The following is a 24,007-nucleotide window of genomic DNA, read 5'->3' on the forward strand; positions in this document are numbered from 1 at the left end:
TTAAATAATGGTGAATTAAAACAGTGCTTTCAGACCCACATTGAAAAATCGGGTTTGTGGCGCTTGTCCAACATTGAGCTGTAGGGTTTCTTTTTCCTTCGCCAAGGTCAACAGGTTGGACGCCATGGCATAGATGCCCAGTTCGTGAATAAACTTCGAATGGAACAAGCGCTTAGGAAAATCATAAGAAAGCTGTACTTTGGACAGATTGATCCTGTCGGTCTTGTAGAGCCAGAAATCTGAGCTTCGGAAGTTGTTGTCGCTGTTGAATGTGGTGAGGCGAGGATAGGTGGCCGTTTCTTTGGTCGACTCTGTCCAGCGATCACGTACTACGACAGAATATTTGTCTTCGCCGTCTATCCAAAAATAAGAACTGTTTTTAAGGGCTTTGGCACCCACTTGCCCGGTGGCTAAAGCAAATAATGAGAAGTTGTTCCATTTTACAGTCAGATTGATGCCGAGTGTGAAAGGAGCGCCAGCCCATCCAGCTTTGCCTAAATAAACTTCATCGCGTGTATCAATGGTGCCATCTCCATTCTGATCTTTGTACTTGATATCTCCGGGTTTGACTTCACCAAAAGAGGAGAATGCCGAATTGTCGATATCGGATTGACTGTGATAAAAACCTTCATGCTGTAGTCCCCATATGGCGTCTAGCGGTTTGCCGGCTCTGTTTTGATAGGCAAACTGGTATAACTCGTCCCGTTGTACCGCTTTCGTCGTATAGTACATTCCATTGAGGCCCAATGATACAAAGGTCTTGTCGATCTGTTTATTCAGGTTGACGCCAAAATCGATGCCCCGTCGCTCATCAATCGTATAGTTGATGTAGGGAAGGTCCGAATAAACCGGCCAGTACGTCATGAAATACATGGGATACTGGGTAGAGGCTTGCACCAGACCACCTGTCATACGATGGAGAAAGTAGGACGTATTGAAGGTGATCAAATGATTAAACAGCGCGCCCTCAAGGTTGATGCTGAGTTCCTTACGTTTGGGGAATTTCATATTTGGGTTGTCGCCGCGACGCCTGTCGAATGTATGGACCAGATCGCCGTCCCGCCAACTATACCAGGCAGCATCGTTATAGGTATAATACCCCTGATAAAGGTAGTAGTCGCTGATATCCAGGTCTGTATTGAGGATGCCTGCTGATGCCGATAGTCTGAGGTCGTTAACAAACTCGCTTCCGGCCAGGAACTGTTCGTTCGACAGGCGCCAAGCTATTGCCAATGTAGGTGATAAGGCTTGTCGATTGCCTTTTGGCAATTTAGCTGAATGGCTGTAAGCACTGCTAAAGTCGACATAGTATCTGCCCATATAATTGTAGCCAAGTTGAAGGCCGAGGTTAGCGTTGCTCAGCTTATGGTAGCTGCCTGAGGTGGCGATCTGAAAGGCATTGGCCAGAAGAATCGCTGAAACATGGTGTTTGGAATCGTAGCTTCGTGTAAACTGCAACGATCCATTGAGACCGATGGTCTGTCTGTAGTTGCTTCCGGTGATATTCTGCACACCGGAGACACGGTCATCTCCATATTTGGTCAGGCCACTGATCAGATCTCTGCCGTCGTAGTTGTTCCAGCTCGCCTGATAGACGGCATAGCTATTGTTGTACGATTGGTTGTAGTTTGACTGGTAGTCTACCGCTAAATTGGTTTTGAATACGAGGCCCTGGAGTACATTCTTTAAGTCAAAGTTTAGGCCTGTGTTGAACTGGAACTGCCGGTTGAGGTAGCGCTTTGTACCACCAGCGTACACGTTGGCAAAAGCATTGGTCTGATCCAGCTGGCTGCCTCCCAGAAGGTATTTGCCATCGATCAAAAAATTACTATTGTTGACATAGATCATGGAATTGCTGTCCCCGTCTTCAATCTTATCAACGGGAATAAGCGGTGAGAAGCGATGAGGCCTACCTGTCGCAGCTGCAGCCCAATAATCTGCGTTGACACCTTTGGAGATGTAAAAGCTGGCTGCAGCATCAACATTGAGGGAGATAAGGTCATTGACTTTGACGTCGATATTGCCCCGCATATTAAACCTGTTGGCACCACCATTTTTTTTGGCCTGTCCAAAATTGAGCATCGCGCCTTCGGACCAGAAGCCAAAGTTGGTATAATACTGTGCGCGTTGATTGCCACCGGAGATTTCAGCAGTGGCATCATAGCGATTATAATGGTTTTTGATATATTCAGATCCGTAATAATCGACGTTAGGATAGCGATACGGATTGTTTCCGGCTGCATGCTGATAGATAGTCTCGGTGCTATAAAGAGGGCTTAAGCCATCATTTTGTCGTGCCTCATTATATAATGTCATGTACTCTGCTGAGCCCAGATATTGGGGGTAACTGATTGCCGTATGCATGCCGCCATTGGCCCGGATTTTTATCTGCTGTGCACCTGCTTTACCACGTTTGGTCGTGATATTGATCACGCCTTTGGCAGCACGGCTGCCATAGAGCGCGATCGCGTTAACGCCTTTGAGCACACTGATCTGCTGGATTTCGGTGGGCATGACGTTATTGGCATCGCGTGGAAAGCCGTCTACCAGTACCAGGTAACCGTCCATACCCCAGATGTTGCCGTTGTAGCCTGGGATAAAGGCCTCCAGATTTTCGAGGCTATACATGCTGTAATTTTTGTCGAGCAGCTGGGGGATATCAATAGACTGCACGTTGCCCATAAGGTCTTTTTTCTCTACTTTCCGAAATGCAACCTGTATGAGTGCGGTGCTGTCGCTACCGATGGTATCCTGCTGCCCGGGTGCTGGAAGTCTGTTGAATGCATTTTTATATGGTCCAATTGCCGGGTTAAAGGATGTTGCTGCGGTGACTTCGGAGACGATCATCCAAGTAAATCCAAGGCACAGTGCTATTCTTAATTTTTTGTACTTCATTTTTTAAATGATTAAATGAAAACTCGTTACCAGCCCGGATTCTGGTAGAATTCGGGATACATATTGACATCTCTTACTTTGAGGGGCAACCAGTAGTGTTTGCTTGTGAATTTGCGCTCCAAAAGCACAGTTTCCCTAAGGTTGACCACTCTGTTTTGTGACGGGTCGGCAGTGTTGAATGTCCCGGAGCGGTCAAATGAAACCGCTTTCTTTATGGTATATGGCGCTTCGGTGAGTAATAGCCAGCGGCGCAGATCGTTGAAACGATGTCCTTCGAATGCCAGTTCCACAGCACGTTCGCGACGCAGCTCAGGTAGTAGAGAGTCGGCCGAACTGAGAAATTTGCTATGTACGTGGCCTACGCCGGCGCGGTCGCGGACGATATTGATCGCATCGACAGCCGTCTTACTGTAGTTGCCGGCCTTGCCGCTTGGCGAGCTGAAGGCCATTAACGCTGACTCAGCATACATCAAATAGACATCGGCCAGACGCATATAGGGTACATAGATATGTAGGTTGGAACCGTAGTTGTAGGCCTGATCATATTTGTTGGCCGTGATTGGGACAAACTTGCGCAGCACATACCCGGTCTGACTGCCCGACTGGATATCGCGGTAGCTTCCATTGCTGTACAGATTGGCATAGCGATTTTTTTCATCCTGCGTGTTTCCCTGTACAACTTTTACACCGTCGAAAATAATATCCTTATAGAAGCGCGGATCCCGGTCTTTCCAGGGGTATTCCGCATGGTAGCCCGACTCGGCATCGGACTGGGTGATGTCTTTAATGGGCAGGCCGTTTTTCATGCCATAGTAATCGACGTAATTTGCCGTGGGGATAAACTTGATCGCATCACCGTCGGAAACTACCAAAGGAATGTATTGCTTGCTGGTCCCGTAGTTGGATACCCAGGCGTCAATGTAGGGTCCTCTAAAAATCGCTTCGGTACTTCCAGGCATTGCCCAGTTCTGCCCTGTGGTATAGAAATTTAAATGGATGTTGGCCATGGGCACCAGCGCATAGTTGGTCTGTCCGCTCTCCACGATAGACAGCAGTTCGCCAAAGGCTTCAGCTGCTTTTTTGCAATATTCGGTATTGTATGTCCTGCTGCCTGTGGACTGGTAATTCATCAGCGGGCTGCCTGCCCAAAGATAATTTTTGCCCAAGTAGGCCAGAGCCATGATCTTATTGATGCGTAGCTGGTTTTTTCCTAATGTTCGTTTGCCGGCAGTGGTATTGTCCCAGTCGATCGGCAACAGATTGGCTGCTTCGCGAAAGTCGGCAGCTGCCAAATCAGCACATTGGTGATAGCTAAGCCTAGGTAGCCGGAGCTGTTCATCGCTTGGCAGTACATGATTGATGTAGGGCATTCCGCCAAAGTATTCCATCAGGCGATGGTGAAACCAGCCTCGGAAAAATAATAACTGTCCCTTGACCAGGTTTCTTTCTTCCTGTGTGGCCTCGGTCATCTTGTCGATGTTCTCTAGTCCGAGACTTACTTTACGCAAGCCAAACCAGGCGGCGCTCCAAAGGTCACGAAAGGCACGGTTGGCAAAAACATCGTTGTTGCCAGTGCTGAAGTCGCCCTGATCCAACCAGCCAGATCCCCAGCCATCAGATTCTCTTTGCCAGCCCCAGAAGTTACCATTGTCTACTTTATGTACAAAATGATAGTTTCCGGCGGTAGAAGTCATTTCATCTTCACCCCAATTCCAGGAATTGGTCCAATAGTTATTACTGAAATTGACTACACAGCTATACAGCTCTTCGGTATAACCCTGAAAGTTAATAAAGTTTTTAAAGGCTTCTTTGGGCGACACGATCGACTGCTCTTCCTTGTCCAGATATTTTTTGCAACCGACGAGGGGCGAACAGCACCAGATCGCACCGGTAATATAGATTAGCTTAAAATATTTTTTCATATTGGTTTTTATTAGAACGTAATGTTTGCTCCTAAATTGAAGCGCTTAACGGTGGGATAAGCCCCCTGGGACGCCCAGCCTGTACCGGCATAATTTGATTCGCGGTCATCGGGCATTTTGGACCAGAACAACAGATTGTTACCGTTTAAGAATACACGGAGATGCTGTAAACCCAGCCGCCTAAGGATAGCAGATTCGCGGTTAAAATTGTACGCGATCTCGGCAGTCTTCAAGCGGATATAAGAGCCGTCAAACATATATCGGCTACCTGGTGAATAGTTGCTGGTCTGTGACAACCAACGCGGTAGGGGTACGTCGGCATGGACATTGTCCTTTGACCAATAAGACCCTTCGTCGTAAGCCAGATTAAGCTGACCAGAAAAACTGTTGAACACCACCTGTCGCGTCACATTGTTGACTGCATACCACTGGGTCATGACACTAAAATTTTTCCAGTCAAAGCCAATGGTGTAGTTATAGGTATTTTGAGGTACAGACGGGAAAGCATAAGGGATATTGTCCTTCGTATCGATAACACCGTCGCCATTATAATCCAGTATGTGATAATTGCCTGGAAGTTTAGACAAATCATTGTTGTCGTGCATCGTACTGGCGTACAGCTCATCCCAGGTATTGTAATAGCCGCTACCAACGTAAGAATAGGTCTGATTGACCTGCTTGTTGTCTGGCTTTTGGTATTCAGGCAGTAGCTCTGGTGCATCAGCATTGATGACTTTGTCTTTGGCATGGGTAAAATTGATATCGGCCCATATCCTCCAGTCGGTGTTAAGCTGTCGATTAAATTTTAGCTCTACTTCAAAGCCTTTGTTTTGCACTTTTCCGAGGTTGGCCGTAGGTGCTTCCATGCCAAAGTAGGAGGGGATCGCACGGTTGGCGCCGCTGATCAGGATATCGGTACGACGGTCCCTGAAAAAATCTACTTTTCCCGTCAACTGGCTATTGAACAATCCGAAGTCGAGACCAACGTTAAATTTATTGACTTTCTCCCATCGAATATTGGGGTTGCCCAGGGCACTCTCCTTATACCAGACGTAGGGACTGGTATTGCCGTCAGAATAGGAAAAGCGGCCTTCGACCCCCATGCCAGCAGTACCGCCATAAGCCCATTGTGTCAGATACAGAAATTGCTTGCCACCACTGTCGTCACCAATATCCCCATAGGAAGCACGCAGCTTCAACATGCTTAAAAAGGAAATCGGCTTCATAAATGCTTCTTCCGAAACCAACCACCCGATACCTCCGGAATTAAAAAAGGCAAACCTGTTGTCAGGGCCGAATTTCTCAGAGCCCGTGTAGGCGCCGTTGTACTCGAGCATATACTTGTTTTTATAATTGTAGGTCGTGCGGAATACCCAATCCTCACGGTAAGATGGAATCATGCTCCCCGTTCCGGTCTGGTTGCGGTTGAATAGCCCCATGGCGCTAATGTTGTGATCCTTGGCGAAGGTAGTGGCATAATTCAGCTGCACCTGATAAAACAGCCTTCTATAGGTGGACCAGTCCCGCACAAGCCCAGCTCCTGTAGTCCAGTTTATACCTTCCACAAAGTCAAACCTGTTGGTGCCATCAAATGCAATTTGATAGGTGGAGAGCCCAGTATTGGGATCTATCCACTTACTCTGAGTGTTGTTGTTGGCATCGTTGATACCTCGTCCTCCCTCCACAAATGTATTGTCAAGGGAGATTGTGCCGCGCACATTAAGCCCTTTGACCAAAAATTTAAGGTCCTGCTCGAGGGTGAAATCTGTGGTAATACGGCTGGTGGTGATATATTCGGTGCCACTAAGAGCCAGTACGCGTGCGGAGTTAATTCCGGCCTGGGTATTCAGCGCGTAATATCCCCAGGTGCCATCTGAATAACGGGGATAAATCACGTCTGGTGCAACGGTATAGGCTGCGATCCAATAGGAATAGTCATTGCCACCGCCCCATGGACTCTTCCTGACGCCGCGTGATCCCGCCAGGTTGGTCGAAAATTTGGTGGTTGGTGTCAGCTGAAAATCAAGGTTGGAACGCACATTTAAGCGATTGAATCCATATCCTGCGTTATAGCCCCTGGCATTTTCAAATTGACGGAACATATCGCCTTCGTACAGGTAATCTGCATTAGCGAAATATTTGACAAAGGGAGTGCCGCCGGCAATATTCACACTGCTATTCTGTGAAAATGCATGACTTCGGAATAATTCCTTGGCCCAGTCGGTATTTACATAGCGTTCGCGCTCGGACTGATCGGCCGGGAAGCGGTATTTATTAATGATATCCTGCGGTAGGTAATTGGCCCAGCTGGATGGGGAGATCCCTAGTTCGTATTCGATGACTTTATTTCGGAGCATCAAAGCATCGTACGAGTCCATTTTACCTGGAAGTTGGGAGACAGCCTTAATGACGTTATTGACGGTCCCCCGTATTTGCATCTGCCCCTCTTTGCCGCGCTTGGTGGTAATGAGGATCACACCATTGGCCCCCCTGACACCATAGACTGCGGTAGCCGAGGCGTCTTTGAGTACAGAGACCGTTTCAATGGAGCTAATATCGACGGCAGATAATGGCCGCTCTACCCCATCGACCATCACCAGTGGGTCCGTATTGTTCCATGTGCTCCGGCCGCGGATCACGATGCGTGGGTCTTCTTCGCCCGGCATACCTGTACTGGCGGTAGTAATGACTCCCGGCACGTTGCCCGTCAATGCTGCCCCGACGCTGGAGACTCCACCGGCCCGTTCAAGAATCTTGCCGGAAGTCTGCGCGATGGCACCGACTACAGTTTCCTTTTTCTGGCGGCCATAGCCTACAACAATGGTTTCTTCTATTTCGATAGATTGATCCGTAAGCTGTATGTCGATCGTGTTTTTGTTGGCAACATCTACCTCTACCTGCCCATAGCCGATTTTCGAGACAGTCAATAGATGTTTATCAGCAGGCAAGAGTAGCGTAAAAGAGCCGGCGTCATCGCTGGCAGTAGCCACGGATGAACCTTTTACTTTGATTGAGGCACCGTTAATGGGTGTCTTTTTGCCATCGACTACCTTTCCTCGGATCTGTCGCTGAGCCTGAGCCTGTAATGTTGACTGTCCCGAGAGGATTAAGAACAGTAGTAAAGCCAGCGGTCTAGCTATACCCCATAGCTTTTTCCAATGCCTTACCAATGTGATCATAGATGTAATCATCATAGCATTTGTGGATTGATAAATAGGTTTAAAAAATTCGTTGGTTAACTTGTTTGTCAGTTGGTAGCACAGCTATGTACCAGCAGGTTGTCTGTGCATGGGCAAATTGCCTAACTAAGGGTCATCCAGGGTCGTCATATCGTTTATTATAATTGGTTAAAATATCGTCTGAAATATATCGCAACCGGTTGCATGACTAATGAGTGGATTGTCATTGACGGAAGATACCTTTCAAAACAGTTTATAATTGTAGACCAAAACTAGCCATATGGAAAATATGGGTGATAGCAAGAATGTTTAAATGAAGGATAAGAATGTCAAATATGGCTGTCCAGGGACCATAATTGCACGGTAACTCTGGTATGAACGGGATTATTTTGATAAATTAGTTGGCAATTGTTGACGCTTTTTTTGTTGGCGCAGATGACACCTAAATATATGATACGGACTTTACTGCTATTGACCTGGTTGCTGATAACATTAGTTGTCTTTGGGCAAAATCTGCCCGTGACTTTTCAACGCTATTATTCGAAAGATGGGCTTTCGTCCAATACGATCTATAGCATCTACCGGGATAGTTACGGCTTCTTATGGCTGGGTACAGAGGACGGGCTCAACAGGTTTGATGGCCGCCGATATCATGTATACCGTTACGATGCCGATAATGCAAATAGCTTAATGGCCAATCACATTTCGGCGCTGTGTGAAGATAAGAAGGGGCGGATCTGGATCGGTACCAACGGCGGCGGACTGAGCTATTATGACCGGCAGACCGATCGCATCCGCGCATACAGCATGACCCCAGATGAAAAATGGCTCAGCAGCGCGATCAATGCGATCGATCAGGACGCGGCAGGAAATATATGGGTCGCTTCCTATGGTGCGCTGTCGATCTTGGACGTCAACAACCTGCAGAAGGCAGTTGAGCCAAAATATAAACGCATTCTCGAGACCTTTGCCGATAAGGTCAGCAGCTGTGTCTTCCGCGATCGCCAAAACAATATGTGGGTATCGTCGGAAAATGCTGTATTTCGTATCTCAGCTGATCTAAAGACAATAAGTCGTTTTGAGGTGCTGTCTCAACGGGAGGGATATGGGAACGGCGTTGAGGTGACCTCCATCGTCGAAGATGACAGAGGGCGTATATGGATCGGCTCGATGCTCGGACTCAAATATCTGGATCCTGGACAGTCGCAATTTACCCAGTTTGCATCACAGCCGGGAATGGGCAAGTTGAGTAGCCCAAGAATCTACGCGCTGTGCCACAACGGCCGGCAGGCGATCTGGATCGGCACCGACAATGGTCTTGATGTGCTTAATACCGATGATTTTACCATCCGGACCTTTAGGCCTGATCCGAGTGATATCCATAGCCTGTCACATAAATCTATACGATCTATCTTTTTGGATGATAGTGGAATTTATTGGGTGGGCACTTTTCAGGGAGGTTTGAATAAGTACGACACCAACTTGAGCCAATTTCGCCTGAAAAGCTTGAATTTTTTGGAAGGCAAGACAGGTGACCCCGCGATGATCACCTCATTTGCCGACTATCAACAGAGCATTTTCCTCGGGGTCGATGGCGGTGGGGTCTGGAAATATAACCGTACAAGCGATGTGCTGTCCCCTTTTAATTTAGGTCCGGGGCTTCCTGCAGACCTAACGGTGCTGACCCTCGAGAGACAGCAGGATCAATTGTGGGTCGGGACCTACCAACATGGTGTGCTCTCTTATGACCTGCCCAGTGGGAAGCGAAAGCGTTATCTGGCGGGCACTGGGCGGGACAACTTAAATAACAACGATATTTTTTGCCTCAAAAGCGACTATCAGGGAAATATATGGGTGGGAACCAACGGCGGCGGTATCAATGTGATCGAAAAAGGAGGTGCTACCGTAAAAAAATATACGCGCGATATCCATACGGATCAGGGGATACAGCTGCCGGGAAATTTCATCCGCGCACTGGAAGAGGACAGTGACCACAATATGTGGATCGGTACCTACGGCTCAGGGCTTGTTAGGTATAACCCTACAACCCGCAGCAGCACGGTCTATGACAAAGCCAACCATCAGTTGCCCAGCAACTATGTGCTGGCGGTATATAGCGATAAAAAAGGAAATGTCTGGGTGGGAACAAACGGCAATGGTGTCGGCATGCTCGAAAAAGGAAAAACGCAGTTTATATCGCTTTCTGAAAAACATGGTCTGGCCAATGGCGCTATACAGAGTATCATTGAAGATGATAAAGGCAGGATATGGTTTGCGACCAATAAGGGGCTGAGCTGCTATTTTCCGGAGAAGAAGCTATTCAAAAACTATTCGAATGCTGTGGGCTTGCAGGAAGGAGCTTTTATGCTCGGTGCATCGTTGAAGACATCCGACGGTGAGATGTACTTTGGTGGACAAAAGGGATTCAACCATTTTTTTCCGGCCAACCTGAAGACCAACGTGAATCCAGCCCGCGTCGTGCTGACGGAACTGAAAATTGACAATACCGTCGTGCAACCCTCGGATCGGGGAGCCATACAGCAGTCTTTGCTGACCGCGGAGCGTATCCCACTGAAGTACAAACAGAATTTTTCCATTTCTTTTGCTGCACTTAATCTCACCGTGCCCGAGGACAATCAATATGAATACAGGCTTGTGGGCTTTGATAAAAATTGGATCCGTAACGGCCGTGAAAATAATGCCTATTATACTAATCTGGATCCGGGAGACTACATCTTTCAGGTTCGGGCGAGCAACAACGATGGAATTTGGAATACGGAAATCAAATCTATTGCCATCCATGTCGCTCCGCCTTTCTGGCGTACAGTATACGCCTATATCTTGTATGTGGTAGTTGTGGCAGCTGTGCTGCTGCTGATCCGGCGTCGTGGTATTCAGCGGTTGAAACAAAAATTTGCCCTTGAGCAAGAACGGATGCAGGCCCGACAGCTCATTGAGCAGCAGAAAAGAGATGCCGAAGCCAAACATCAGCTCGACGCCATGAAAATCAGGTTTTTAACAAACCTCAGTCACGAATTTAGGACGCCAATCTCGCTGATTATGGGACCTATTGATGCACTGCTAGCGAAAAATAAGGATAGCAATCTGGGAGAACAGCTCAGCTTAATCAGCCGGAATGCACGGCGTCTATTAAATCTGGTCAACCAGCTGCTGGACTTCAGAAAGATGGAATACCATGAATTAAAACTGCAGGAAGAGGACGGTGAACTGGTTTCTTTTGTACAGGAGGTTTACCGGTCTTTTCACGATATGGCCCTACAAAAAGGAATAGATTACTCATTTTTCCCTTGTCAGGATAAAATCTACTGCCGTTTTGACCGCAATAAAATCGAGCGTATTCTGTTCAATCTGATATACAATGCGTTTAAGTTTACCAAAAGAGAGGGCGATATCGCGGTTCGTATTTCATCCGTCACGGTGGCAGACCAAAAGCTGCACGTTCATATCGAGGTTCAAGATACGGGTATTGGTATTCCCGAGCATATGCAAAAATGTATATTTGAAAGCTTTTTCCAGTATGATAGTGACGGGAAAGTGGCTAGCCAAGGCTCAGGCATCGGATTGTCGATTGCACAGTCATTTGTGCAGATGTATAAAGGGAAGATCTCTGTCAATAGCGAGCCGGGTAGAGGTAGTATATTTGCTTTTGATCTATGGCTGGATAAGACAGAGACCGAGCTAAATGCCCTTTCTGAGCCTGAAATGATGCTCCCACCTGAGGTCGCCGATGTCAGACAAAGTCCGGTTGTGCTTATTATCGAGGACGACGAGGATTTTCGGTATTACCTCAAAGAATCTTTGAAAGGGTATTATCAGGTGATCGAAGCTACAAACGGAAAAGACGGCTGGCAAAAAGCACTTTTTCATCATCCCGATCTGGTCGTCAGCGACGTGCAGATGCCCTATCTCAATGGGATGGAATTTGCCCAAAAGTTAGCGCAGGATAAGCGCACCAAACATATTCCGGTGGTTCTGCTGACAGCTTCGCAGGCTGACAATGGCGAGGTGTGCGGACTTGAGTCGGGAGCGGTAGGATACCTGACAAAACCATTTGATATGGAAGTGCTGGTTGCCAAGATCAACAGTCTGCTGCATCTGAATCGGGCGTTTAGGGAAGTATACAGCAAACAGGTATCCATCATTCCTCCAGAAATGCCCATCGTATCCGAAAAGGACAAATTTTTACAGAAGGTACTTACTTACGTCCACGATAATATCGACAATCCGCAATTGTCGGTAGAGGCTTTGAGTGCCCATATTTCAATGAGCAGGGCCTCGTTGTACAATAAGCTACTGGAATGTACCGGAATGTCGCCTGTAGACTTTATCCGCTCAGTAAAACTGGAAAAAGCCGCGAGCTTATTGGAGAAAAGCGATAAGTCCATATCTGAAGTAGCCTACGAAACGGGATTTGCAAATCCGAATTATTTTACGAAAGTGTTCAAAGCAAAATACCATATGACACCAAGTGAGTATATTCAGTCGCAAAAAAGTGTATTTTAAACATTTTTACCCTTCTTTTTTTTATTTGTTGCAATCCTATAGGGTTGAAAATGATAGTTTTGTCCTATAACCAAGCGCCCAGTTGCGGCGTCTACACAAACTAATCAACTGTAAGAAATATGAAGTTTTTTATCGATACGGCCAGTCTTAACGACATCCGTACAGCCCAAAATCTAGGTGTATTGGATGGGGTAACGACCAACCCCTCGCTGATGGCCAAAGAAGGGATCACAGGGCAGGAGAATGTACACGCTCATTACCGGGCAATCTGTGAAATCGTCGACGGTGATGTGAGCGCAGAAGTGATCGCAACCGATTATCCGGGGATGCTGGAAGAGGGTTTGCAGCTTGCTGCCCTGGGTAGTAAAATCGTTGTCAAAGTGCCTATGACCGAAGATGGCGTCCGGGCCATCAAATATTTTAGCACCCATGGTATAAAAACAAACTGTACGCTGGTCTTTTCTGCTGGACAGGCGCTGTTGGCAGCGAAGGCTGGAGCCACTTATGTATCACCTTTTGTTGGCCGCCTCGATGATATTTCGGTGGACGGACTGGCGTTGATCCGTGAAATACGCACGATTTACGACAATTATACGTTCTCTACACAAATTTTAGCGGCCTCGGTACGTCACAGTGCCCATATCCTCGGCTGCGCCCGCATCGGTGCGGACGTGATGACCGGCCCATTACAGGCGATCTACTCGCTGCTCAAACATCCTTTGACAGACAGTGGGCTAGCCCAGTTTCTTGCTGATCACCAACGCGTAGCCGCACAAATGAACAACTGAGATGGTAATGACAAAAAATAGTATACATAATTTAGAAGCTATTGTTAAGCAGGTCAGAAGAGATATCCTACGGATGGTGCACGCCTGTCAGTCGGGGCATCCCGGCGGCTCACTGGGCTGCGCCGAACTATTGGTCTGTCTTTATTTCGAACTGATGCAGCGAAATGATCAGTTTGATATAAATGGAGTGGGGGAAGACCTATTTTTTCTTTCGAATGGACATATATCCCCGGTGTTTTATAGTGTGCTGGCCCGCGCTGGTTATTTCCCTGTGCACGAACTTGCGACTTTCCGTAAGCTGAACTCCCGACTGCAGGGGCATCCGACGACCCACGAAGGACTACCGGGTATCCGCGTGGCCTCCGGTTCGTTGGGGCAGGGGCTGTCGGTGGCTATTGGCGCTGCACAGGCAAAGAAATTAAACAAGGACGGGCGGCTGGTCTATGTACTGATGGGAGACGGCGAATTGCAGGAGGGACAGGTATGGGAAGCAGCCATGTATGCCGCGCACAATAAGATGGACAATCTGATCGCGATTGTAGATTACAACGGTGCCCAGATCGATGGTGCGACCAAGGATGTCCTGTCGCTCGGAGACCTCCCCTATAAATGGATGGCATTTGGCTGGAAAGTCATTGAAATCAGACGTGGAAATGATATGGCCTCGGTGATCGACGGTCTCAGAAAAGCTCAGGAAATGACATCAGCTGGCGTGCCGGTGATGGTGCTGCTGCATACCGAAATGGGTAATGGTGTCGACTTTATGATGGGATCGCACAAATGGCATGGGATCGCACCAAGCGACGACCAGCTGGCGGCGGGATTAAGCCAGAATGCAGAGACGCTGGGCGACTATTAAGCATGAAACGAGAAGATATCGAAATTGACTAACATGAAGAAATATACATATACAGAATCGAAAGACACGCGATCGGGCTTTGGTGCCGGACTGCTGGAAGCTGGCAAGCAAGATCAAAATGTGGTCGCACTCTGCGCTGACCTGATCGGTTCGCTCAAGATGAACGATTTTATCAAAGCTTATCCGGAACGTTTTTTTCAGATCGGCATTGCCGAAGCCAATATGATGGGGATCGCTGCTGGGCTCACTATCGGCGGAAAGATCCCATTTACAGGTACGTTTGCTAATTTTTCGACTGGTCGGGTATACGATCAGATTCGTCAGTCCATCGCGTATTCGGACAAAAACGTGAAGATTGCTGCTTCGCATGCCGGTCTGACGCTGGGAGAAGACGGAGCCACGCACCAAATACTGGAAGACATCGGATTGATGAAGATGCTGCCGGGCATGACCGTGATTAACCCTTGTGACTATAATCAGACAAAGGCGGCAACCATTGCTGTTGCTAAGTATGAAGGACCGGTTTACCTGCGGTTTGGACGTCCTGTAGTACCTGTATTTACACCCGAAGATCAGGAGTTTGTGATTGGTAAGGCCATTTTGCTCAATCCGGGGACGGATGTCACGATTATTGCAACCGGCCATTTGGTGTGGGAAGCCATTCAAGCGGGTGAAAAACTGGAGGAGCTGGGTATTGATGCCGAAATTATCAATATACATACCATCAAGCCGCTGGATGAGCAGGCAATACTTGATTCGGTCGCGAAAACGGGCTGTGTAGTGACGGCGGAAGAGCATAACCGGCTCGGTGGCTTGGGGGACAGTGTCGCGCAGCTGCTGATGCGACAGCTGCCAGTTCCGCAGGAATACGTCGCTGTGGACGATAGCTTTGGTGAATCCGGAACTCCAGCCGAACTCATGGACAAATACGGGCTAAATGCCGAAGCGATCGTAGCTGCAGTAAATCGCGTCCTCGAGAGGAAACGAAAGAAGTAACAGGCGGGAAAAGTAACCTGAATAGTTGTATACAGTTAAATAGACCATAAAATGAGAAAGATCATCTGTACGGCATTGTTGATGTTTTCGGCGGCCTTCATGTTGCGGGCACAGCAGGCTGCACCGAAAGGTTTCGATGTTGAAAAGAAATTGGCTTCTGCCGGGAAAATCGATAGCATCATGTATCCGTCCAAAAATGTGGGCGTAACGCGGAAAGCCTTGGTATATACGCCTCCCGGCTACGATACCACAAAAAGATATCCCGTGCTTTACCTTTTGCACGGAATCGGTGGTGACGAAAGCGAGTGGTTGCGGCACGGCAATCCAAAGGTTATTCTGGATAATCTATATGCCCAAGGAAAAATAGAGCCTATGATCGTGGTGCTGCCAAACGGCCGGGCGATGAAGGATGATCGCGCCGGCGGCAACGTGATGGCTCCCGAGCGTGTGGCTGCATTTTCGACTTTTGAAAGGGATCTGCTGGACGATTTGATCCCATATGTCGAAGCACAGTTCCCAGTATGGGCAGCACCCGAATACCGCGCCATTTTCGGCTTGTCCATGGGTGGGGGGCAGGCACTGAATTTCGGTCTGGGGCACCTTGATACATTTGCCTGGGTAGGTGGATTTTCATCGGCGCCCAACACCAAGTTGCCACAGGACTTGATACCAGACCCGATGCTAGCAAAACGAAAATTAAAGCTGCTCTGGATTTCCTGTGGTGATCAGGACGGTCTGCTTAACTTCAGCAAGCGAACACATGATTATCTGGAAGCACATCAGGTGCCCCATATCTATTATCTTGAACCCGGAGGCCACGATTTCAATGTCTGGAAGAATGATCTCTATAATATTGCGCAACTCCTGTTTAAAAAGTGAAACGTTGGCCGTTGTTTCTGCCGTGAGATGGGGCACGACACATGTTGGCCCTAGGCGCGGGCATGGTTAACGCAATATCTTTTTAGAACTTAGTATGATGAAAATGAAAAAACTAGTCCTGATTTTTGCGCTGATGAGCCAGCAATTGCTCTTGGCCCAGCAGGCGCATAATCCCGTCATCTTTGCCGATGTGCCGGACATGTCAATGATACGTGTCGGTGATACTTATTACATGAGCAGCACAACCATGCATATGAATCCCGGGGTACCGATCATGAAATCCAGGGACCTAATCAACTGGACCCTTGTCAGCTATGCCTACAGTCGTCTGGGCGATAGCGACGAACTGAATCTTGCAGGACAAAAGAATGCATATGGCCATGGCTCCTGGGCCAGCAGCTTGCGTTTTCACGAAGGTATGTACTATGTGAGTACCTTTTCTTCCAACACTGGCAAGACGCATATTTATTATACAAAGGATATCGAGCATGGTCCTTGGCAGGTCCGGGAGTTTCAGCCCATGATGCACGATCATAGCCTGTTTTTTGACCAGGGGAAAGTGTACATGGTCTGGGGCGGGGGGCGCCTGCATATCGCCGAACTCATGCCTGATTTTTCGGGCATAAAGGCCGGATCACAGCGGGTGTTGATCGATAATGCCTCCTTGCCAGCCCTTGCTAGGGGCGAGAAGACTGCCGGCCTGCCGGCGGAGGGATCCCAGCTGTTTAAGATCAACGGCATGTATTACCTGTTCAATATCTCCTGGCCAGCAGGCGGAATGCGGACCGTCATTGTCCACAGAGCATCCCGACTGGAGGGACCATATGAAGGACGGGTGGTCCTACAGGACCAGGGCGTCGCACAGGGTGGCTTGATTGATATGCCGAATGGGCAGTGGTATGCCTATCTTTTTCAGGATCATGGCGCTGTGGGACGGATTCCATTCTTAGTACCTGTCAAATGGAAGGATGGTTGGCCTGTATTGGGAGTGTCGGGCAAGGTGCCTGCTGCATTGGACCTTCCGGCCAATAGGAGCCTGATGCCGGGGATCGTCGCTTCGGACGATTTTAGCCGTGAAGAAGGGGAGCCAGCGTTGCCGCTAGTGTGGCAGTGGAACCATAATCCCGACAGTAGCTTATGGTCTCTAACGGAACGCAAGGGCTTTCTACGATTAAAAACAGGACAGTTGACTGATGATTTTTTACAGGCCAAAAATACGCTGACTCAAAGGACGATCGGTCCTTCCTGTAATGGTACGGTCGCCATCGATGTGACCAACATGAAAGATGGAGACTTTGCAGGACTGTCCCTACTACAGAAAAATTATGGGCTCCTCGGGGTGCGCATGGAAGGTAGCCGTAGATCGCTGATCATGGTCAATGCTGGGTCAGGAAGGCCGCAAGAGGTAGCCAAAATACCTTTAAATGAAAATCAGCTATTCCTCAAAGCGACCTGTGACTTTGTTGACAGAAAAGACATTGCCCGATTTTATTATAGTACCAATGGACGCGAGTGGATAGCTATAGGCGACGAGCTGAAGATGAGTTACACAATTCCGCACTTTATGGGCTACCGATTTGGACTGTTTAACTACGCAAGTAAAACCGGTGGTGGCTATGTTGACTTTGACTACTTCCATATCGACACGAATTAAAACGATGATGAACAAACTTTTTTTTATACGCTTACCTTTTGGATTGCTGCTGATCTGCCTGTTCATTATAGGGGTGTCCAAAGCGCAAAACCCCATTATCCAGACGACCTACACCGCTGATCCGGCACCATTGGTGTACAATGACCGGCTGTACTTGTATACTACACATGACGAGGATGAATCTACTTGGTTTAACATGAACGACTGGCGGGTGTATTCGACCAATGACATGGTCAACTGGACAGATCATGGTGCAATCTTGTCGTATACCGACTTTGAATGGGCCAAAGGAGATGCCTGGGCAGCGCAATGTGTGGAGAAAAATGGAAAATTTTACCTCTATGTGCCTGTTATCTCCAAATTCAACAACCGCGGTGCCATAGGTGTTGCTGTAGGGGACAGTCCATTGGGACCTTTTCACGACCCCCTGGGCAAACCACTGCTGCAAAGCGATTGGGGAGACATCGATCCCACCGTGTTTATCGATGCGGATGGTCAGGCGCACATGTACTGGGGCAATCCCAAACTAAAATACGTCAAGCTTAATGAAGACATGATCTCCTATAGTGATGACATTGTGGAAGTGCCGATGACTGCTGCGTCATTCGGGAAAAGGGACGGCGATCCGAAGCGGCCTTCGGGTTATGAAGAAGGTCCTTGGTTGTACAAGAGAAATGACCTCTACTATCTCTTCTGGCCGGGAGGACCATTGCCTGAATTTATAGGCTATTCGACGAGTAGAAAAGCCGAAGGGCCCTGGAGGTATGGCGGAGTTGTCATGCCTGCGGAAGGAAAGGCTTTCACGAACCATCCCGGGGTGGTTGATTTTAGGGGCAAGACCTATTTCTTTTATCACAACGGTGCCCTGCCGGGTGGGGGAGGCTTCACACGTTCGGTAGCCGTTCAGGAACTGAAGTTCAACCCTGATGGAAGTATTCCGAGGATGACAATGTCTCCCGGAATAACCGAAGCCTTAGCGCCGGTCAATCCTTATGAACTAACTCAAGCCGAAACGATTGCCTGGTCTGAACAGGTAAAATCGTATCAAAATGCCACGGTGGGAGTCTTTGTCAAGGCGTTGAAAAATGGTGCTTACACCAGTGTCAAACATGTTGATTTTGGTGAAAAAGGAGCTGCAACATTCTGGGCGCGGATAGGGACAACCCACAATGGTGGAGTTAGCCTGGAAGTCAGGTCGGGCGCTGTTGACGGCCCTTTATTGACATCCTTGCAAGTCCCCATGACTGGCGGCGACGATCGCTGGACTACCGTGGAGAGTGTGCTGTCCAATCGTGTAACAGGTGTGCATGATCTCTATTTTGTCTTTAAAGGAAAAGCCCCATCCAATATCCTGTTTTTTGACTCGTGGCGGTTTGGCAGGTAAAAGCGTACTGCCCTGTCGATGGAATGGTCTGATGGGGTAACAAAACAAATTCGAAAACTAATTGATACATTATATGAAGCGACTACATATTGTCTTAAGACAAAGGACAATAGCCTTATTATTTTCCGTCACCGGAGTGCTGTCGACAGTCTTGGTGCAGGGGCAAAACCAGCAGGATATGGTACAGGACGCCAGTAAAGGTTTTGTACACCGATCTATTGGCAATCCTTATCTTCCCCTCTGGGAACATCTTCCTGATGGCGAACCGCGTGTATTTGAAGATCCTGACCAACCTGGGAAATACCGTGCCTACATCATCGGTTCGCACGACCTGCGTTTCAGCAGTTACTGTGGACCGGATATCAGAATGTGGTCTGCTCCGGTTGAAGATCTAAGTAGCTGGCGCGATGAGGGGGCCATTTTTACCTATCAAGTGGATGGGAAATGGGATGTCATGTATGCCCCTGACCTTGTGGAGGTCAAGAGAAAAGATGGAAAAAAAGAATATTACCTATTTCCACATAGCCGAGGAGAACACCGGGAAGCGATGGTAGCGAAAGGGGATAGACCCAATGGTCCTTTTAAGCCGATAAATTTAACGACTGATGGAAAACGCACCTTGCCCGGCAGCATCCTGGGCTTTGATCCGGCGGTCTATATTGAATATATCACTGACCCGAACGATCCGGACTACGAAATCGGATTTCGCGCTTATGGTTTTTGGGGATTTCAGCGATCCATGGCTGCGCAACTGGACCAGAATACAATGTATTCGCTGAGGCCGGGTACTGAGGTCATCAATTATCTTTTGCCGGCAAGTGCACGTTATGGGCAACTGCGTGATCCCCAAGGAACGACTTATCCGAATATCTTCCAGGGGGAGGATCTGGGAACCTTCAACTTTTTTGAGGCCTCGTCGATACGTAAGGTCGGCAATAAGTATGTCACAGTATATAGTGGGTATTCTGGCCCTGAATATGGCGTGGGCAGTTCCAATTCCACACTGCGGTACGCTGTAGCAGACTCACCACTGGGGCCCTGGAAGAGTGGTGGCGTATTGGTAGACTCCCGTGCGCCGGTGCTGAACCGGGATGGATCAGCGATAGAGACCAGCAATGCGGGTCACAATACGCATGGAAGTATCGAACTTATCAATGGACAATGGTATGTGTTCTACCATCGGCCACCACGTGGTTTTGGTTTTGCGAGACAGGCAGTGGTCGAACCCGTTAAGGTTGAATGGGATGAAAAGAGCGTAAAAGATGGTGGAATGGTTAGAATACGGGCCTTTGACCCTTTTCAGAATAACCTGACCGTACGCGATAAGCAGGGAAGAGAGTATAAGGGTGCAGAGGTTACTTCGGAGGGCTTCCATTTTTACGGGCTGGATCCTTATCAGTATTACTCCGCGGGATACGCCTGCTATCTTTCTGATATAAGCTTGCAGCAGGATTCATGGGATGTCTGGGACAACCATATGCCGGTAACAAATCTAAAAAACGGTACTATTGTCGGATTTAAATATTTTGGATTTGGTGGCCTCGATCAGGATAAGTTTGGGTTGAAGGCGTTTGAAGGTACCAGACCAGGAAATAATACAGCTTTTAATGTATTTATTACGCCCAAGTCCTCTCGAGCTTTTAAGATCAATGTGTGGCTTGACGGACCTTGGGACAATGATATCTGGAAAGGCAAGCAGATCGCGCAGATATCCGTTCCGGCAAATGCGAAGTCAGCCGTGACAAAGCTGACCGCTGACGTATCAAAATATGTTGATCACCTGAATCGCAAACATGCACTGTACATAGTCGCAGAAGGTGCGGATGGTGAGGCATTGTTTGATTTTATTGGTCTTGGATTTAGCTCAAAAGCGCATAAAATTGAGCGTCCAGTATCGCCTACTGTGCATGTTACTGTCAATGGTCAACGACTGGAACTTCCCTCTATTCCGCAGAGATCCACAGACAGCAATGGATTAATCGGCTATAATATCTACGAGGTAGCTTATTCTCTAACGTCGGGTAATAAAAAGATTCCGGTAGTAAAAGCATCTTCGGATAATCCAGCGGTCAAGATCCGTGTTAAGCAGGCTGATTCGTCAAGTGGCCATGCTTTGGTAGATTGTACATACAATGGGCAGTTGAAAAGCTATCGCGTGAAATTTAATTAGCGGTAAAGGGCAGAATATTACATCTACACTGCATGGCATACATCAATACTGACAATTTTAGACAGATTACCGGAGAGCAAGTCAAGAACCCTTATTCAGCTACATGATTATGAATATTGTAAAAACAATTGGCGTGGCCCTGATGGCACTATGGATACCGCCTGTCCCTGCCGTTAGGCAGCAGGCGAAGCCAACCGCAGACTCGGTGCGGCTAAAGGATGCGTTCGAACATAAATTTTTTATCGGTACGGCGCTCAATCTGGAGCAGATATGGGAACGGAATAGCAAAGCGGTAGCTGTAGTCAAGAGACAATTCAACTCCATTGTGGCTGAAAACTGTATGAAAAGCATGTTTTTGCAACCTCGCGAAGGTGAGTTCTTCTTTCGGGATGCAGACCGTTTTGTTGCATTCGGCGAAAAATATAAAATGCAAATGATCGGTCATACCCTAATCTGGCATTCGCAAGCTCCGCAATGGTTTTTTGTTGACAAAAACGGAAAAGAGGTGTCTCGGGAGACGCTGATCGACCGCATGCGCAAACATATTCAGACCGTAGTGTCCCGATATAGGGGAAGGATATTCGGATGGGATGTCGTCAATGAGGCCATACTGGATAATGGTGATTGGCGAAAAAGTAAATTTTATGACATCATCGGTCCGGAATTTATTGAACTGGCCTTCAAATTTGCCCATGAAGCAGACCCGGAGGCAGAACTATATTACAACGATTATTCGACCGCCATTCCTGCAAAAAGGAAGGCAATAATGGCGCTGGTACAACGGGTGAAGGCTACCGGAGTGCCAGTGCATGCCGTGGGTATGCAGGAGCATAATGGCCTGTACAGCCCGGCACTGGAAGAAGTGGAGAAGACGATATTGGGTTTCGCCAGTTTGGGTGTACAGGTGATGGTGACCGAGATGGATATCTCGGTACTGCCACATGTGCGTCCGGAAATGGGGGCAGAAGTTGGCGAACGTCATGCCTACAGTAAAAAGATGAATCCATATGACAAAGGCTTGCCTGCCAGTAAAATGGCTGAGCTGGGGAGGAGATATACAGATTTCTTTAAGTTGTACCTCAAACATCAGGACAAGATCTCACGGGTGACACTGTGGGGCGTTGCTGACGGCGACTCGTGGAAAAATGACTGGCCGATTGTAGGTCGTAAGGACTATCCCTTGCTATTTGACCGCGACTATCAGCCCAAATCTTTTGTCAGGGATATCATCCGTGTGGCACAGCAGGCACAAAAAATGGAAAAAGTGGGGAAGAGCAGGTATCTGTATCCTGACGACTATATGGCTGATCCATCCGCACATGTTTTTGAACATAAAATCTATATATATCCCTCGCATGATAGAGAAAGCGGCATTCCAGAAAACGATAGCGGTGATCATTTTGACATGCAGGATTATCATGTGTTTTCGATGGAGGATATCGGTGGGAAGGTGGTCAATCATGGGAAGGTCCTGGAGATAAAAGATATTCCCTGGGCTGGCCGGCAGCTGTGGGATTCGGACGTTACGGAAAAAGACGGCAAATACTATATGTATTTCTCTTTAAAGGACAAAAATGATATTTTTAAAATCGGTGTGGCAGTTGGGGAAAGGCCTTACGGACCATTTGTACCACAGGCGAATCCGATTAAGGGAAGTTATAGTATTGATCCTTGTGCGTTTAGGGATGAAGACGGTAGTTATTACTTGTATTTTGGAGGTATCTGGGGTGGTCAACTCCAGTTTTATCGAAACAATAAAATTGCTGTGCCCATAGAATTACCGCCCGCCGAAGCGCCGGCTCTGACGCCAAAGGTGGCTAAGATAGCTGGAAATATGTTGGAGTTTTCGGAGCAACCCCGCGACTTGGTCATTCTGGACAAAAGCGGAAAACCTCTGAAACAGGGGGACACGGAGAGGCGTTTTTTTGAGGCTTCCTGGATGCACAAATATAAAGGCAAGTACTATTTTTCCTATTCAACCGGTGACAGCCATCTGATCTGTTATGCCATCGGGGACAATCCCTATGGACCTTTTACCTACGAAGGCATATTATTATCACCGGTGGTAGGCTGGACCACACATCACAGCATCATGCCGTTTAAAGGGAAGTGGTATCTCTTTTATCATGACTCGGCGCCATCGGGCGGCAAAACCTGGCTGCGAAGCATGAAGGTCGTCGAGCTGGAATACGATAAAGATGGACGTATAAAGCCTATAAATGGACTGACCTCCTGACTTCAGTAGCTTGAATCGATTCCAGTAGGCGCAGCTGCCGTAGCTCACGCTTTCATATTCTTTCGGCACTTTCTATTCCAATAAGATAAAGGATGTGTGGGATACCTCTCTAAAATTTGATAATCAGTTGAGCAATAACAAAAATCAATTTTTGGGGCTGAATCTCATTGTTCCGTTATTCTCCCGCGGCGACCGCATGCGGGCCAGAAAGGTGAAACGGATTGAAATGCAGGAGCAACAGCTCATTCTGGAAAAAACCAGACTGGATCTCGACAATAGGTATGAACAGGAACAACAAAAGATAAGGCAATACGAGGGCCTATATCCAGTCCTATATGAGCATCTGGAAGCTTCAAAAAAGTCACTGCAAACTACGCGTACCAAGTTTGAATTTGGCAGGGTGGATATTTCGGCTTACAAAGCGGCCAAAAACCAGGTACTCTCGGCTTCGTATGACTTGTTAAAAAACCATTTATACAAATTGATGGCAATAGAAATGGTCAATACTATGCAATAGCGTC

At 47.8% G+C, this 24,007-nt stretch carries 14 protein-coding genes and 1 pseudogene; 11 read left to right on the plus strand and 4 right to left on the minus strand.

All coding sequences use genetic code 11. From position 1 onward, the window contains the following. Nucleotides 1-15 precede the first annotated feature (15 nt). From K7A41_RS22265 to K7A41_RS22275, 3 genes are read right to left on the minus strand one after another with little or no spacing between them, the layout of a single operon-like run. Nucleotides 16-2,895: a SusC/RagA family TonB-linked outer membrane protein gene (locus tag K7A41_RS22265; RefSeq protein WP_265715633.1), complete on the minus strand. Its 2,880-nt coding sequence runs from the start codon at nucleotides 2,893-2,895 to the stop codon at nucleotides 16-18. A 26-nt stretch (nucleotides 2,896-2,921) separates the two neighbouring features. Continuing rightward, a complete protein-coding gene (locus K7A41_RS22270) occupies nucleotides 2,922-4,817 on the minus strand; it encodes a RagB/SusD family nutrient uptake outer membrane protein (RefSeq protein WP_265715634.1) in 1,896 nt (631 codons plus the stop codon). An 11-nt stretch (nucleotides 4,818-4,828) separates the two neighbouring features. Beyond that, complete coding sequence (locus tag K7A41_RS22275; protein ID WP_265715635.1) at nucleotides 4,829-8,011, minus strand: SusC/RagA family TonB-linked outer membrane protein; 3,183 nt, start codon at nucleotides 8,009-8,011, stop codon at nucleotides 4,829-4,831. A 435-nt stretch (nucleotides 8,012-8,446) separates the two neighbouring features. On the opposite strand from K7A41_RS22275, the gene K7A41_RS22280 reads away from it, so the two are divergent. From K7A41_RS22280 to K7A41_RS23830, 9 genes and pseudogenes are all read left to right on the plus strand, one after another. Then, a complete protein-coding gene (locus K7A41_RS22280; protein ID WP_265715636.1) occupies nucleotides 8,447-12,520 on the plus strand; it encodes a hybrid sensor histidine kinase/response regulator transcription factor in 4,074 nt (1,357 codons plus the stop codon). 119 nt (nucleotides 12,521-12,639) lie between these two features. Next, nucleotides 12,640-13,308 (plus strand): fructose-6-phosphate aldolase, encoded by a 669-nt coding sequence (gene fsa / locus K7A41_RS22285; RefSeq protein WP_265715637.1) that lies wholly within the window; start codon nucleotides 12,640-12,642, stop codon nucleotides 13,306-13,308. Nucleotides 13,309-13,315: 7 nt separating this feature from the next. Continuing rightward, nucleotides 13,316-14,167: a transketolase gene (locus tag K7A41_RS22290; RefSeq protein WP_265715638.1), complete on the plus strand. Its 852-nt coding sequence runs from the start codon at nucleotides 13,316-13,318 to the stop codon at nucleotides 14,165-14,167. A gap of 33 nt (nucleotides 14,168-14,200) precedes the next feature. Next, nucleotides 14,201-15,163, plus strand: coding sequence for a transketolase family protein (locus tag K7A41_RS22295; RefSeq protein ID WP_265715639.1), 963 nt, complete (start codon nucleotides 14,201-14,203; stop codon nucleotides 15,161-15,163). A gap of 51 nt (nucleotides 15,164-15,214) precedes the next feature. Continuing rightward, complete coding sequence (locus tag K7A41_RS22300) at nucleotides 15,215-16,042, plus strand: alpha/beta hydrolase (protein ID WP_265715640.1); 828 nt, start codon at nucleotides 15,215-15,217, stop codon at nucleotides 16,040-16,042. A 103-nt stretch (nucleotides 16,043-16,145) separates the two neighbouring features. Next, the gene (locus tag K7A41_RS22305; protein ID WP_265715641.1) at nucleotides 16,146-17,696 is read left to right on the plus strand and encodes a glycoside hydrolase 43 family protein; all 1,551 of its coding nucleotides are present in this window, start codon (nucleotides 16,146-16,148) and stop codon (nucleotides 17,694-17,696) included. Nucleotides 17,697-17,700: 4 nt separating this feature from the next. Then, entirely contained in the window at nucleotides 17,701-19,080 is a 1,380-nt protein-coding gene (locus K7A41_RS22310; RefSeq protein ID WP_265715642.1) for a glycoside hydrolase family 43 protein, read from the plus strand. A gap of 73 nt (nucleotides 19,081-19,153) precedes the next feature. After that, on the plus strand, nucleotides 19,154-21,250 hold the full coding sequence (locus tag K7A41_RS22315; protein WP_265715643.1) for a hypothetical protein: 2,097 nt from the start codon (nucleotides 19,154-19,156) through the stop codon (nucleotides 21,248-21,250). 142 nt (nucleotides 21,251-21,392) lie between these two features. After that, nucleotides 21,393-22,460: pseudogene (locus K7A41_RS23830) on the plus strand (endo-1,4-beta-xylanase); the annotation flags it as partial. Here K7A41_RS23830 and K7A41_RS23835 read toward each other — a convergent pair. Continuing rightward, a complete protein-coding gene (locus K7A41_RS23835; RefSeq protein ID WP_370482429.1) occupies nucleotides 22,434-22,712 on the minus strand; it encodes a hypothetical protein in 279 nt (92 codons plus the stop codon). The pseudogene K7A41_RS23830 and the gene K7A41_RS23835 overlap by 27 nt on opposite strands. Between K7A41_RS23835 and K7A41_RS23840 the strand changes: the two genes are divergently transcribed. Both K7A41_RS23840 and K7A41_RS22325 read left to right on the plus strand, forming a co-directional pair. Continuing rightward, a complete protein-coding gene (locus tag K7A41_RS23840; protein WP_416221957.1) occupies nucleotides 22,680-23,486 on the plus strand; it encodes a family 43 glycosylhydrolase in 807 nt (268 codons plus the stop codon). The genes K7A41_RS23835 and K7A41_RS23840 overlap by 33 nt on opposite strands. A 127-nt stretch (nucleotides 23,487-23,613) precedes the next feature. Beyond that, nucleotides 23,614-24,003 carry a TolC family protein gene (locus K7A41_RS22325; RefSeq protein WP_265715645.1) on the plus strand — a complete coding sequence of 130 codons (390 nt, stop codon included), beginning with the start codon at nucleotides 23,614-23,616 and terminating at the stop codon, nucleotides 24,001-24,003. Nucleotides 24,004-24,007: the final 4 nt, after the last annotated feature.

This window comes from Sphingobacterium sp. InxBP1 (genome assembly GCF_026191775.1).
GTDB classification, from domain to species: domain Bacteria; phylum Bacteroidota; class Bacteroidia; order Sphingobacteriales; family Sphingobacteriaceae; genus Sphingobacterium; species Sphingobacterium thalpophilum.